Source organism: Arthrobacter sp. Rue61a (genome assembly GCF_000294695.2).
In the GTDB taxonomy this organism is placed as follows: domain Bacteria; phylum Actinomycetota; class Actinomycetes; order Actinomycetales; family Micrococcaceae; genus Arthrobacter; species Arthrobacter aurescens_A.
In genome coordinates this window covers 2,254,475-2,268,814 of sequence record NC_018531.1, presented here as the reverse complement: position 1 = coordinate 2,268,814, position 14,340 = coordinate 2,254,475, and the positions used below count along the sequence as shown (strand labels likewise).

Here is a 14,340-nt window from a genome sequence, read left to right as displayed (position 1 = left end):
CGTTCATCTCTCTGTCATTCCCACGGCGTGAATTCATGCGTGCCGCCCAGGTGTGGCGAGTGCCAATCCTGTGAACTACGTCATACCAAAACAATATCAGTAGTAAGATACTTTCTGTCAAGATATTTAGGTTCAAAGTTAATTGGGTTTTGAACCTTTGTGCTCCAGCGCACCTCTGTGGATCGGCTCGCTGGTGTGTGCCAAGGGCAGGCCTGAGCTTTGGTTTTTGGCAGCGATGATCTCCGCCATGATGGAAACTGCGGTTTCGGCGGGCGTGGAAGCAGAAAGGCCCAAGCCGATGGGCGAGCGGAGAGGTGCCACCGACCGATCGGTGTGGCCCAAGCCAATCAGCCGCTCCCGGCGGTCACAGGCAGTCCGGCGTGAGCCCATCGCGCCGATGTACGCAAAACCGTGTCTTAGAGCTACATCAAGGACCGGAACATCGAACTTGGCATCATGGGTCAACACACAGATCGCGGCATCCGGGGCGAGCCTTCCCAGAGCGATTTCTTTCTGCAGGTAGCCTGCCGGTTGATCGATCACGATCTCATGGGCTGAGGGAATCCGCTCGGCCGTTGCGAAGACAGCACGGGCATCGCAAACAGTGATGTGAAAGCCAAGGAAAGCCCCCAACTGGGCCAGCGAGGCGGAGAAATCGATGGCCCCGAAAATCAGCAGCCTTCGGGCCGGACGGTGGACATCGATGAGCAAGGACAGCGGCTTTACGGTACCGGCATCCGCCAGGAGGGTGACCGACGTCGTACTTCCGGAGGCTATTGCCTCCCGGACTGCAACCCCGGCGGCGCGGACGGCATCGGGAGCCAGTACGGAACCTTCAAACAGCTCTTCAATATCCGCAGTTTGCAGCACCAGTTCGGATCGACCCACCAGCTCGGGCCCGCCGTCGAAGATGGTGACCATGGCGCAGGGCAGATTTTCGTTCAGCGCCCTCTGCAGTGAAGCAAATTGTGGGCAGGAGGCCGGAGCGTACTTTTGGATGAAAATCTCAACACTGCCACCGCACGTCAGCCCGATGCCGAAACCGTCGTCATCTGAAATGCCAAATCGGTGAAGCTCCGGGACCCCGCTGGCGAGGACCCCGGCTGCTGCTTCGATCACACTTGCCTCAATGCATCCACCCGAAACGGAACCGACCGGCGATCCGTCTTCAGTGACAAGCATGGACGTTCCGACTGCCCGTGGCGCGGAGCCCTCCGTGCGGACCACCGTGGCCAAAGCGACATGTTGATCGCCCGGCAATGATTTCTCCAGCGTCTCCATCACCTCACGCATTTCCATCAGCCCCGTCTTGGCGCAAACGTGCAGCGCGGATGCCGTTGTAGACCCGTTCAGGTGTCATGGGCAACGACGTGAGCTGCGCCCCGGTGGCATCAGCGATGGCCTGGGCAATCGCTGGCGCAATGGGAAGCATGCCACCCTCGCCCATCCCTTTGGTCCCAAAAGGTCCGGCCCCATGGCCCTGTTCCTGGGTGATGGAAGAAAAGCGCCGGGGAATGTCCTCAGCCAGCGGCACCCGGTAGAGGAGCGCCTCACCGTTAAGCAGCACGCCGTCGTCGTACCGCAGTTCCTCGAAGAGTGCCTGGGCCAATCCGAAGACCGCGGCGCCCTCGTCCTGGCCGCGGCAACCCAGCTTGTTCACCACCTTGCCGGCGTCTCCACTGACCACCAGCTGCAAAATCTCCACCCGGCCGGTTTCCGGATCAACCTCCACTTCGGCAGCTGCCCAACCGATCTCCCAAAAAATGCAGGGTGCTTCCAGGGGTGCGCTGCTGGAATTACGGGCCTTGTAGTAGCCGTCCGCCGTGAACTCGAATCCTGTTCCGCCGAATCTGTCCATAATCAGCGGCGGGAGCTCATAGGCGATGCCTTCAGCATCGACGATGCGCCAGTTGTCCAAACGGATCGACTGCCGGTCCAGCATCAGGTATTCGGCCGCCGTATCCAGAACGGAACACTTCACCCGCTCTGCAGCCTGCAGCACGGCATGACCCATGACCGCGATTCCGGAAGAGGCGTTGGTGCCTTGGTCGAAGGGGGTGTTGTCGGTGTCAATAGCGGCATACTTCACCCGCTTCGGATCGCATCCAAGCGTCTCCGCCACGATCTGGCACAGCGCCGAATGACCGCCTTGCCCCATTTCCACCAGGGCGCAATTCAGGATCACGTCGCCGTTGGTGGTCACCTTCACCCGGGCCTGGGCAGGCTTGTTGACGCCACCACCATCTTTGATGCCGATGGCCACTCCCATGCCCCGATTACTTGAGCGCGTGCGGTCGCGATAACCGATGGCGTCCGCAACCAGGTTCAGGCCATGCTTGAGGTCCGAATCGATGGGCGTTTCTCCTGGTACGAACTCCTCCCCCAACTCCTTGGCGTTCTTGAGTCGAAGCTCCAGGGGATCGAAACCCAGCCGCTCGGCGATCAGGTCAACTTGGCGCTCACTGGCCCAGGTGGCTTGGGTTGCGCCGAAACCACGGTAAGCGCCGGCCGGGACGGTGTTGGTGATCACTGCTTGGCAGAGGGAATCAATCCGTTTCCAGCGGTAGGCCCCGGGCATCCGATACCCCGCTTTCTCTGCCACCAGCGGACTGGCATCCGCGTAAGCCCCACCGTTAAGCAGCACCCGCGACTGGCGCGCCATGAACTCACCGTCTGCCTTGAGCCCGGATTTGACCGTGAGGACGGCGTCATGCTGGCTCAGTGTCAGGAAGACTTCTTCTGTGCTCATGCAGTAACGCACCGGCCGCCCAGCAGACAACTGCGAGAGCCGGATGGCGATCGCCTCCGTTTTTGGGCCGTTCTTGGCACCAAAGCCGCCGCCCAAGAGCGGGACGTTGACCCGGATGTCGTTTTCAGGCAGCCCAAAAACCCTCGCCAGTTCCTTGCGCATCGGGAAAGGGCTTTGAGTCGAGGTCCACACTTCGATTTGGTTCGCTGTCGCCTCGGCAACCGTGGCAAAGGGCTCAAGGTGCATGTGGTTCATGCGGGAGAAGGTAAAGGTGTCCTCGAAGATGAAGTCGCAATCCGCCCAGACGCTCTCCTCTCCCGTTACGTAGCGGAATTCGTAGCTCACGTTGTGGGCAGTGTGTGCCGCCCCCGAGGCCCCATCGCCGTACTCGGGATAGGCGGCGAAGGGCTGGTCGGGAAAAATGGCAGGTGCGGAGGACTCCATCGCAGCTCTTACATCAAAGACAGCCGGTAGTTGCTCGTACTCAACACGGATCAAATCCAGTGCCGCGAAAGCGGTGCGTTCATCCACGGCAGCCACGGCAGCAACGACGTCGCCAACGTAGCGGACCGCGTCCGTGGCAACAATCGGCTGGTCTTTGACGTAGGTACCGTATGAATGCAATCCATGGATTTCCTCGCGGGTGACCACGGCAGTGACTCCTGCCAGGGAGCGGGCGGCCGAAGCATCGATGCTGAGAATCCGTGCGTGCGCATGTGGGCTCCGCAGGACCTTCGCGTGAAGCATCCCGGCCTTCTCGATGTCCACTGTGTAGATGGCGCGCCCGGTGACTTTGGCGGTGCTGTCCAGGCGCGGGCGGTCGCGTCCGACGATCGGCGAATCGTGCGGCGTGGAAGGAATGACGATCCCGTTCATTCGGATGCCTGATCCTGCTGCTTGGCCCGAGCCAGCTCTGCAGCACGCTCCACGGATTCCAGGATCATCTCGTAACCCGTGCACCGGCAGGTGTTCGAACTTATCCAGTCCCGGATCTCTTCCCGGTTCGGTTGCGGATTTTGCCGCAGCAGCGCTGTGGTCACCATCAGCATGCCGGAGGTGCAGAAGCCGCATTGGAAGCCGCCGCATTCCCTGAATGCCTGCTGCTGGGCACTCAAAGTGCCGTCTTGGGCAGCCAAGCCCTCAACCGTTTCAACACGCGCACCGTCAATGTCGAAGGCGAACGTGGAACACGCAGCCACGGGAAGGTCGTCAACCAAAACAGTGCAGGCGCCGCAGACACTTCGCTCACACGACGCACGGACCCCTTGCTTACCGCAACTGTTGCGCAGCAAATCCAAGACCGTAGTACTCGTGGGAACAGAACGCCTTTCCGGGCTTCCATTCAGCTCAAATTCAACCTTGTGGGTGAAGGTTTCCTGGCTTGATTCCGGTGATTCAAGGCTCATGGCTGGCTATCCTTTCCTTTGGTTACCGGTTGCTTCGGCAAGAAGACTGCGGCAGAGAACCCCCACCAGGTGTCGGCGGTAGTCGATGGACCCCGTGTAGTCGCCCGCCTCATCCGGAAGCTGAGCCGCCAGAACCTCGCCCACAGCAACCGGGTCGAGCTCGGTGATGTCAGTGGCCTCGGAAGCATGTGAGAGGACAAAAGGCCGCCGGTATTCACTGCCACACACGGCAGAAACGGTGAGGCCAGCCACCGCGTTCTTTCGCACCGCGAGGGACACGGTGCTGAGCGGGCGCATCGAGCGCTCGTAGCCGAACCACAGCAGGGAGGCAGTGTCGACCGTGACGGCGGTCAGAATACCTACATTGCCAAGTGTCCGGTCCCAGAGTGACGACACGGGCAGGGTTGTAATGTCGCCGCCATGAAACTGCATCTGCCCACCCAAGGCCGACAGAATGACAGGCATTTCGTATCGATATCGACGCGAAAGGAGATTGCCCCCGAGGGTGCCGCGATAGCGGATTCGAACTGTGGCAATTGATCCCCAAGCTGCCGCCAGGGCAGGGACCGTGGATAGTATGTCCGGGCTTCTGCTGCCTTCAGCGTGGCTCACCGAAGAGCCAATGCTCAGAACCCCGGCATTATTCGAAATTGCCCGCAATTCCTTGATTCGTTGCACGGAAATCAGAACTTCCGGCTCCAATCCCTCACGAAATTGAGCCACCAGATCCGAACAACCCGCCGCAATCACAGCTTCTGGATGCTGCCTGGTTAGAGCCACAGCTTCTCCGAGCGAAGTAGGCCGATGCAAAATAAATGGTGGAAGGGCGGACTGGCTCTGGGCTATCAGCCCCGCCCCTAATTTCTGGCCTCGCATTGGTCAGCCTTCTTTCGCTTTCGCCCGGTAGGGCTTCTGTCACGGCATCCTCGCCGTGACAAAACGTGAGTTCCATATCAACCAGCCGGGCGACCCGCAACAGGCCACCCGGCATGGCCGCACCAACTTCTACGCCGGGCGGTCGCCCTTCAGGGTGACCCGGTGCATCAGCCGGTAGTGCGGGTGGTAGTCCCCCACCGCATAATGTTGGGTGGATCGGTTGTCCCAGATCACCAAGGAGTTCGGTTCCCAGCGGAAACGAACCTGGTATTCCGGGGTCCTGGCGAGGTCGGTGAGCATGTTTCTCAGCGAATCCCCCAGCTGGGTGGAAATACCCGTAAGCCGGGTGGTGAACAACGCATTGACGTAGACAAGCTTGCGGCCGGTTTCCGGATGCTTACGCACAACTGGGTGCGTCATGGGTGGATACTTCCGCCGGGTATCCTCGTAGCGCGCGTCGCCGTCGGGCCCCTGGCGGACAACTCCCGTGAGCTCCTTTTCCCAGTCGTGCACTCCCTCAAGACCGTCGATGACGCTTTTCACGTTCTCCGGCAGAGCGTCATACGCGGCGGTCATACTCGCCCAGAGCGTATCTCCGCCGCAAGGCGGAATTTCCTGTGCGTGAAGGCAAGTAGCGGAATTCGGCGTAGCCTGCCAGGTCAAGTCCGAGTGCCAGACGTCGGTCCCCGCAGCCCGGCCACGCGACTCCAGCACCTCAATGTGCGGATATTCGGGCAGGGAAGGGAAGAATGCGCTTACTTCCTGGGGGTCGCCGAAAACCTTGGCGAATTCGATTTGATCATCCGGCGTGATGTGCTGATCGCGGAGAAACAGTACTTGGTGCTCAAGGAAAGCTTCCCGTAGTTCCGTCCGGCATTCCGGGGTGATCTCTTCACGTAGATCCAGTCCATGGATGTACGCCCCGATAGTGGGTGTTGCTCGTTCCAGGGTGAATGTTTTGAACTGTTGTTCGTTGCCGCTCATGGTAGTTCCTTCCTATGGTTGCGTTTGATATGGCGCCCGTCTCTGTCATCGGTGACTGGCCTGTCATCGGTGACTGGCCTGTCATCGGTTACTGGTCAAGACGAGCCGTTCCTGCTGAGGATTGCTTTGTGAGAACTCACTCCGAATACGTGGATGCGGGGACCTCATCAACCCCGGTCGCATCGCTGCGTCCCCCAGCCCGCGATGCCTTCTTCCGGATGACCCGTCCGAGCAAAACAGCGCACGTTATGGACACCGTTCCGGCAACGAAGACGTAAAGCGAAGTTGAGACAGATGCACTTGTTGCAGCAAACAGGGCACCGGCAATAAGGGGCGCAATGGCGCTGCCGAAGAGATTGCCGAGCGTCGTAGCCAAGGACAGTCCGCTGTAGCGGACCTTTGCGTCAAAGGCGGTGGAGAAGTATGCCGGCGAGAGTGCCCATGGGATATATACGGCCACCGTTGCCGCAACGTAGCACACGGCGATGAGGCCATAAGTGCCCCCATCAAGGGCAAAGTACAGCGGGAACGCAACCACGACGATGAGCGCAAGACCCCACAAGTACACCCGTTGCCCGCCGAATTTATCTGAGAGCGCACCGGCGATCGGGGTAACCACGAAGCCAATCGCGGAGGTGACGATCACCAGGACCAACATCGCCGTCGAATCCAGATCTCCGGACCTCCCTGCGTAAACAAAGTTGTACACGGTGATCAGGTAGAAGAAGATTCCCGGTGCCAGACTTGCGCCGGCTACAAGAAACACTTGCTTGGGGTGTGTCCGAAGCACCTCGACTACAGGCAGACGCACAACGCCGTGGTCAGCCTTGACGCGATCGAACTCCGGGCTTTCCGCGACCTTCACACGAATAACAAGGCCAGTGATAACCAGTACCGCGCTGAGCAGGAAAGGGACCCTCCAGCCCCAGGCCATGAAGGCGTCCTCCGCCATAGACTCCAGGGGTATGTATAAGGTCATGGCCAGGATCAGCCCGACTGCAACGCCTGCCTGCGGCCAGCTACCGAAATAGCCTCGTTTGCCTTCGGGGGAATGTTCGGTAGCCATCAGCACTGCGCCACCCCACTCTCCCCCGAGTGCGAATCCTTGGGTCAGCCGCAGTATGACCAGCAGAATCGGGGCGAACACGCCAATCGAGTCGTATGTGGGCAGTAGTCCAATAGCTACAGTGGCAATGCCCATGATCAAAATGGTGAGGACCATCATCGGCTTCCGGCCTGCCCTGTCACCGAAGTGGCCGAAGACGATGGCCCCGATAGGACGGGCGACGAAGCCGGCCGCGAAGGTCGAGAATGCAAGCAGCGTCCCGGTTGTCGGGTCGAAGCCAGGGAAGAAAAGGTGGTGAAAAACGAGCACCGCTGCGGTGCTGTAGATAAAGAAGTCGTACCACTCGATAGTCGTGCCGATGAGGCTCGCGAAGGCGACCTTCCTCGGAGAACTCGCGCCCGATGGTTGTGCGACCACTGCACTCATATTGTGCCTCCAGGTAATTTTGCGAACAGTCGGCCCCGCTATGCGTGGACCCTGGTGATCAGGGCTGCCTAAGGCACCTGTCTCAGAATGAGATGTGAAGTGATGCAGATTACTTCAGTAGTCATTATCTTATGACTGAGATGCTTTGTGCGCAAGATCTCATTTCTAATGGAATGCCGCCGGAAAATTCAGACAGTCAGTGGACCTGAGGACGCGCACCCCTCACTGGGTCGTGGGAGCTATGAGGCCTCTGGCAATCTGTTCAAGAATTTCCTGGATGCCGCGGATATCCCGGAGGAACGGGGTGCGGACAACGCTGCTGACCACATGCAACGCGGCTTTCACCCGGGTCCTGACCACTTCCTGATCCGTGCCGGGGTAAACGTCCTGGACCAGCGAGGCGACATCGGTGATGTAATCACCCTGGGCCTCCATCAAGTTCCGCAACTCCCTCTCGGGAAGGTGCGGACGTTCAGACACTGCCAATTGCAGGAATTCCGGGCTTCCCAGTGAGAAGGCAATGTATGTCGAAAGGATGCGCTCCAGTGCCTCGGCTGCATCAGCGGCTTCAGTGAGGGCCCGCGACATGTCCATCCACCGTACTTCTTTGGCGCGATGCAGGGCAGCGGCAAGCATTTCCGCCTTGCTGTCGAAATGGCGGTAAATGCTGGGACCTGCGACTCCAACTTCGGCGCCGATGTCGTCCAGGCTGACGGCGTCAAAGCCGTTCGCCGCGAACTGTCGGATTGAGGCTGCCAGCAACGCCTCACGGCGGGTGCGCGGCAAGTCAATAGCCGCGCTACGGTGATTCGTCGCCGTTTCAATCGGGGGCATTGGCATGACCAGTACTGTGCGGGCGAGCGTGGTCAGCTGGGATTCTTCGTCCGCACGCGAAAGCCGATTTGGGTCCAACGACACGCTGATCATCGCTGCAAACATGGCCCACGCCCGCAAGTCGGCCTCGGAAGCGGGCAGCGCGGGGCTGCCGGACTGCAGTTTGCTGCTGATGGCGAACTTGATACCACTGGCAATATCGAAGCGAATTGCGGGCGGGAGATGGCGGGATTCACGCTCCCACAGCACGCCGTTCTCCCTGTGCACCAGAATTGCGCGGCCCAGCGACGTGATCAACTGCTCGAGGTCGCCGTCGGGCGTCTGGGTAACGCTATCCAAAACGGGCTGGAGGCTGGCCACCACTGCCTCGCGAAGAAGCTCGCCCTTGCCCGGGAAATGTCTATAGAGGGCGGATGGCTGCACTGCCATCGCCTTGGCCACGTCGGTCATGCTGACTTGGGGGTATCCCTTCTGCGCGAAGAGGTCACCTGCCGCAGCAAGTATCAAGGCGCGCCGGTTCCGCGGCCTAGTGCCGCGTTCCGGGGCGGTGGTGGACTTATTCATGTTCTCAAGATTAGTCGCATTCACTTATTGCGCAATAGCCCGCTACGTGCCAAAGTTTAAGAACAACCCGCGGATCACTGAACTTCACTTACAGACAAGCCAGTCGACGCGAGATAGTGATGCCTCACTGCGGCGGACCCGTGAAGGTTCCCGCAACACAAGCATCGGCCAGGAGTACCTCGGCGGCCGATGCTGATTCACTTACGGGACGCCATGGTGGCTCGTAGACCCAGAGAAACAACGCAAGAACGAGACACCCCGATGGACAGGATTTCCTGGGCGCTTGCGGCGCCCCTTCCGCGAGTTTCCCATCCACTCGATAACCCAAAGCACCGTCCCAACCCAAAGCACCGTCCCAACCCAAAGTTCAGTGCCGTGACAAAGGAGTCCCACATGAAACGACGTGCAATAGTCGCTGTTGCTGCACTCTGCGGCTTCGCAGCTCTCACAGGCTGCAGCACCGGGAATGACGCCCCCAACGCCTACGCCGTTAAGTCGGACATTCCGACGGCAGCAGCAATGGACCCTGCAGTCCTGGACGCCGCCCGCAAGGAAGGCTCGCTTCTGGTTTACGGCGAGGCGAACGAGGCGACCATGAAACCGGTCCTGGCTGCTTTCCAAAACCAGTATCCGGATATCAAGACCAGCTACATCAGCCTTGGCGGAACCGAAAGCTTCCAGCGCTACCTCAACGAGAAGGCCACCGGCGGAAAGACCGCGGATGTCATCGTCAGCCTGCAAGGCGCGAACTTCCTCGATCTGGTCAAACGCGGTGACATCCAGGACTTCACCCCACCTGCCGCCGCGCCACTGCCCGACTTCGCGAAGCTCGCCCCAGGGGTCTTCGCAATGGAACTGAACCCGGTCATGGCGCTGATCAACACCACCCTCCTGCCTGAATCCGAGCAACCCGATTCCCTTGAAGCACTCGCCAAGATGTCCAGCGACCCCAAGCTCGCAGGCAGGATCGTCACGTATGACGGCACTACGGAGTTCGGCTACACGGTTAATCACGCATACATAGCCAAGGCGGGAGAGGCCGGATGGAACGTCTTGGATCAGCTAGGCAAGAACACCAAGGTGGAAGCCAGTGCCGGACCCATGTTCAACAAACTCCTGCAGGGCGAGTACACCATGTCCTACTTCCAGTCCGGCGCTACCCGGCCGCTCCTCACCGGCGCTACCGCGAAGGTGCTGAACTACAAGTTCTTTAAGGACGGATCGCCCTTCATGCCGCGCGGTGCCGGAGCAACAACCGGGGGTAAGTCACCCAACGCGGCCAAGGTGTTCCTCAACTTCCTGATTGACAAGGCCGGCCAGACGGCCGGGTGTGCCGGCGGGTTCGCACCCTACCTGGACGGGGTGGACTGCCCGGTGAACCTGGCGAAGGTAACAGAGCAGTTGGGTGCGGAGAACATCAACATCGCCAGATGGGATGAGGCCTTGGTGAACGATGCACCGGCCTTCAAGAACCGCTGGAAGGAAGCATTCGGGCGATGAGCAGCTCCACCCTTACAGACCCCAAGGCCCCGCCCCCGCCGGGTGTTGGAAAAATCAAGCGGGCATGGCTGCCGGAGAAGGTCATCCACTACGGTGTCTGGATCCTCGCAGTCCTGCTGATCCTCGGCCCGATCGTGCCGATCGTCTGGTCATCACTCTGGTCCACCCCGCTCTACGAGGGCGGCGGCAGCGGCACCCTGGACAACTTTCGTAAACTGGCCACCGATCCACTTTGGTGGTCAGCCGTCGCCAACAGCCTGCAATTCGCTGTCTTCGCCACCATCGGGTCAGTTCTGGTTGGAACCACAGTGGCCTTGTTGGTAGCCCGCACCAACCTCCCGCTGCGGCGGCTCTACTCAGCCCTGATCGTCCTGCCCTTGGTTCTGCCTGGACTAGTGCTCATCGTCGGGTGGCAGTCGATGTGGTCGAAAAACGGATATGCCACGCATCTACTGGAACAGTACACACCGTTCACTGTGCCCTTTGACCTCTACAGTGTTGCGGGAATGGTGGTCATGGGTACGGTCCTGGGCTCGCCTGTGGTCTATCTCTTTGCCCGGGGGACGCTGTCCTCAGGCGATTCGACACTCGAGGAAGCCGCCCGTTGCGCCGGCGCCGGCCCCCTCCGCGCCTTGCTCTCGGTGACCCTGCCGTTGCTGCGCCCGGCATTACTCAACTCCGGGCTGCTGGTCTTCGCTTTGGCGCTGGAAACACTGGGCATTCCCCTCATCCTTGGTACGTCAAAGAACATCGACATGATGTCCACTTACCTGTACCGGCAGTGGACTGGAAGCGCCGACGGCGGTGGAGGAGTTCTGCCTGCAGGTGCCGTCATGTTGTTGCTCGCCGTCACTTTGCTGCTGCTGCTGCGCAACCGCCTGGCAGGTGACCTCGCCCGCTTCACCACAACCGGTGGCAAGTCATCCAGACCAGCAAACGTCGTCAAATTAGGCCCCTTCGGCTGGCTGCTGTCCGCCGGCGTCGGAGTGGTTCTGGGTTGCGCAACCCTGGTTCCGCTCAGCGGTGTGGTTCTCGCCTCGCTCACCGCTGTTCTGACCCCGGCGATCAACCCCTTTAGCCTGCTGACACTTGACCACTTCTCGGCGATTTTGACCAACCCGCTCTACACAGGAGCTATTGGCAACAGCCTGCTGATTGCCACCGTTGGCGCCGCAATCGCGACCGCCTGCGTCGCCGTCATCGCATTGGTTGCCCACCGTTCCAGCTTTCGACTGCGCGGATCCTTGGAGCACATCGTGCTTTATCCCCGGGCCGTCCCAGGCCTGATCACCGGCATGGCCTTCTTCTGGACGTTTGCAATCCTGGACCAGTCCGGAACTTTCAGAGCCACACTTTGGGCCGTGGGAATCGCTTTCGGGGTCCGCGCGCTTGCCATGGGGTACGCCGCGTTCTACCCGTCACTTGCCGCGCTGGGCGCGGACCTGGACCGCGCCGCGCGCTCGGCCGGGGCAGATTGGTGGACGGCGATGCGCACCATCATTCTCAGCCTGCTGAGGCCTGCCATGGGCATCTCATACGTCCTGCTGTTTGTAGCAATGCTCAATGAAGCCGACGCCGCAGTTTTTCTGGTGACCCCTGAAACCCAGGTTCTGGGACTGGCCATGCTTCAGATCGCAGCAAACGGCCTCGGCGGCACCGTGGCCGCCCTCGGAGTCATCCAACTTGTCATCACCGCAGCTGTCCTGGGCGCAGGACGCATTCTGTTTGGAGTTCGCCCCAATGTCTGATCTGGTCATCACCAATCTCACCAAGAAGTTTGGCCGTCTGACGGTCCTGGACAACGTGTCAGTGACTGCTTCCGACGGGCAGATATTGACGTTGCTGGGGCCAAGCGGCTGCGGCAAATCCACAACCCTCTGGTCCGTCGCAGGGCTGCTCAGGCCGGACGGCGGCAGCATTGTTGTGGGCGACCAGACCTTGTTCAACCATGACTCCTCCGCCTTCCTGCCGCCGGAACGCCGCGACTGCGGCGTGGTTTTCCAGTCCTATGCCGTGTGGCCGCATATGAAAGTCCGCGACAACGTCGGGTATCCGCTGCGGCTACGTCGCTACAAGCCTGAGGCACTGCGCAGACGCGTCGATGAGGTACTCGAGTTGGTTGACCTCTCCGATCAGGCAGACCGTTTTCCGCATCAGCTCTCCGGCGGCCAGCAACAACGAGTGGCGCTGGCACGCGCGTTGGCATTCCCTCCGCGTTTGCTGCTCCTCGACGAGCCGTTCTCGAATCTTGATGCCAAGCTGCGGGAACGTACCCGCGATTGGTTGCTTCAGTTGCAACGCAAGATTGGCGTCACCACCGTTTTTGTGACCCACGATCAAGACGAAGCCCTGGCAATGAGCGACAGGATTGCGGTCATGTCTACCGGAACCGTCCGCCAGATTGGTACGCCGGAGCAGATCTACAACGATCCTGCCGATCTCTTCGTTGCTGATTTTGTTGGCACCAGCAACCTGCTGGAGGGAACAGTGATTGGCCGCGCGAAGGGGATCCTGACGATCAAGATCGACGGGTTGGATCAAGCGATCCACGTACCATCCGCAATTGATTCCGACGGCGTCGTGGTTGCCGTTCGTCCGGAAGCGCTGGCGTTGTTGCCTGACGATGCGTCGTCTGACGGCTACGAAATGACTGTCAATGGTCCTGTCCTTGACCGGTCATATCACGGCCATCATTTCCGGTACAGGGTGGGCGTCGGCGAGCAGGCCCTGGTGGTCGAAACCCGTGAGCGCACGGATTCCGCCCATGTGCGCGTGGGCATTCCACGGGACGGGTACAAGTTGTTCCGGCCCCGCACTGACCCGGCGCCCAGGGCCGCACAGTGATTCCCGTCGGATCAAGCTACCCCATCAGAATCGACCTCTTCAGCGACACTATTACCCGGCCAACAAAGGCCATGCGCCAGGCCATGGCAAACGCCGAAGTTGGGGACGAACAAAAGGGTGAAGACCCCTCCACCAACGAACTGGTTGCCCTGACACGTGAGCTCCTGGGCAAGGAGGAAGCTGTCTTCCTGCCATCAGGGACGATGTGCAACCAGATCGCCTATGCTCTGCACTGCCGCCCTGGAGACGCGATTCTTGTTGATGAGACCGCGCATTCGCTGTGCCACGAGGAAACCGGGGCGCCCGCCCTGGCCGGTGCCTTCTACAGGCCGATCAAAGCAGACCATGGAGTGTTCTCGGTTGCCCAACTTGAGGCGGCGCTCCGCCCTGAGGGCAGGTCATTCGCCCGAAACGCCGTGCTGTCCATAGAGCAGCCATCCAACCTCGGAGGCGGCACGTGCTGGTCGCTGGAGGGCATCACTTCAGTGACAAATATGGCACGGTCCCACCAGATCAAAACCCATATGGATGGCGCCCGCATGCTCAATGCAGTGGTGGCCACCGGCGTATCTGCCCGCGATTTTTGTGCCCCGTTTGACTCAGTCTGGCTGGACCTCAGCAAAGGACTGGGCGCCCCCATAGGAGCAGTGCTGGCCGGCGACGCTGATTTCATCAATGAGGCTTGGCGGCTCAAGCAACGGTGGGGTGGCTCCATGCGTCAGTCAGGCATTGTGGCGGCAGCGGGTACGTTTGCCCTCCGCAACAACGTGGACAGGCTCGCAGATGACCATGGGAATGCCCGTCTGCTGGCTGAACTGCTTTCCGTCCATCCTCAGATTTCAATCGACCCGCTGACCGTTCAAACAAATATTGTCCTCTTCGACCTGGTCGACAGTCCTGTCACGGCAGCAGTGCTGGTGGACCGCCTGATTCAGAAGAGCGGGGTACGAATGGGCGCTTTTGGCCCGTCCACGATTCGTGCCGTGACCCATCTCGATGTTGACAGCGGTGACATACGGATCGCCGCTGATGCGATCAGGGCATTGCTGGACGAAATCCACTCGATGCCTACAAGCCAAAGGAGCTTCTGA

The 14,340-nt window shown here is 60.2% G+C and carries 11 protein-coding genes; 4 read left to right on the top strand and 7 right to left on the bottom strand.

The genetic code is table 11. The annotated features are described in order from the left end of the window. Positions 1-138: 138 nt before the first annotated feature. From ARUE_RS10290 to ARUE_RS10260, 7 genes are all read right to left on the bottom strand, one after another. Entirely contained in the window at positions 139-1,299 is a 1,161-nt protein-coding gene (locus tag ARUE_RS10290) for an XdhC family protein (protein WP_011774613.1), read from the bottom strand. Then, positions 1,286-3,625 carry a xanthine dehydrogenase family protein molybdopterin-binding subunit gene (locus ARUE_RS10285; protein WP_014921728.1) on the bottom strand — a complete coding sequence of 780 codons (2,340 nt, stop codon included), beginning with the start codon at positions 3,623-3,625 and terminating at the stop codon, positions 1,286-1,288. Before ARUE_RS10285 ends, ARUE_RS10290 begins: the two co-directional genes overlap by 14 nt. After that, positions 3,622-4,155: a (2Fe-2S)-binding protein gene (locus ARUE_RS10280; RefSeq protein WP_014921727.1), complete on the bottom strand. Its 534-nt coding sequence runs from the start codon at positions 4,153-4,155 to the stop codon at positions 3,622-3,624. Before ARUE_RS10280 ends, ARUE_RS10285 begins: the two co-directional genes overlap by 4 nt. Positions 4,156-4,161: 6 nt before the next feature. Beyond that, positions 4,162-5,031 carry an FAD binding domain-containing protein gene (locus ARUE_RS10275; protein ID WP_014921726.1) on the bottom strand — a complete coding sequence of 290 codons (870 nt, stop codon included), beginning with the start codon at positions 5,029-5,031 and terminating at the stop codon, positions 4,162-4,164. A 129-nt stretch (positions 5,032-5,160) separates the two neighbouring features. Further along, positions 5,161-6,015: a TauD/TfdA dioxygenase family protein gene (locus ARUE_RS10270; RefSeq protein WP_014921725.1), complete on the bottom strand. Its 855-nt coding sequence runs from the start codon at positions 6,013-6,015 to the stop codon at positions 5,161-5,163. A 136-nt stretch (positions 6,016-6,151) separates the two neighbouring features. After that, positions 6,152-7,507, bottom strand: a complete 1,356-nt coding sequence (locus ARUE_RS10265; RefSeq protein WP_014921724.1) for an MFS transporter — start codon at positions 7,505-7,507, stop codon at positions 6,152-6,154. A 222-nt stretch (positions 7,508-7,729) separates the two neighbouring features. Continuing rightward, positions 7,730-8,905: a TetR/AcrR family transcriptional regulator gene (locus ARUE_RS10260; RefSeq protein WP_014921723.1), complete on the bottom strand. Its 1,176-nt coding sequence runs from the start codon at positions 8,903-8,905 to the stop codon at positions 7,730-7,732. A gap of 393 nt (positions 8,906-9,298) precedes the next feature. Between ARUE_RS10260 and ARUE_RS10255 the strand changes: the two genes are divergently transcribed. The 4 genes from ARUE_RS10255 to ARUE_RS10240 are packed head-to-tail and all read left to right on the top strand — an operon-like array spanning position 9,299 to position 14,340. Then, entirely contained in the window at positions 9,299-10,405 is a 1,107-nt protein-coding gene (locus ARUE_RS10255) for an ABC transporter substrate-binding protein (RefSeq protein WP_286140366.1), read from the top strand. After that, complete coding sequence (locus ARUE_RS10250; protein WP_014921721.1) at positions 10,402-12,153, top strand: ABC transporter permease; 1,752 nt, start codon at positions 10,402-10,404, stop codon at positions 12,151-12,153. Before ARUE_RS10255 ends, ARUE_RS10250 begins: the two co-directional genes overlap by 4 nt. Next, entirely contained in the window at positions 12,146-13,249 is a 1,104-nt protein-coding gene (locus tag ARUE_RS10245) for an ABC transporter ATP-binding protein (RefSeq protein ID WP_014921720.1), read from the top strand. Before ARUE_RS10250 ends, ARUE_RS10245 begins: the two co-directional genes overlap by 8 nt. Further along, positions 13,246-14,340 carry a threonine aldolase family protein gene (locus ARUE_RS10240; protein WP_011774605.1) on the top strand — a complete coding sequence of 365 codons (1,095 nt, stop codon included), beginning with the start codon at positions 13,246-13,248 and terminating at the stop codon, positions 14,338-14,340. The genes ARUE_RS10245 and ARUE_RS10240 overlap by 4 nt, the downstream gene beginning before the upstream one ends.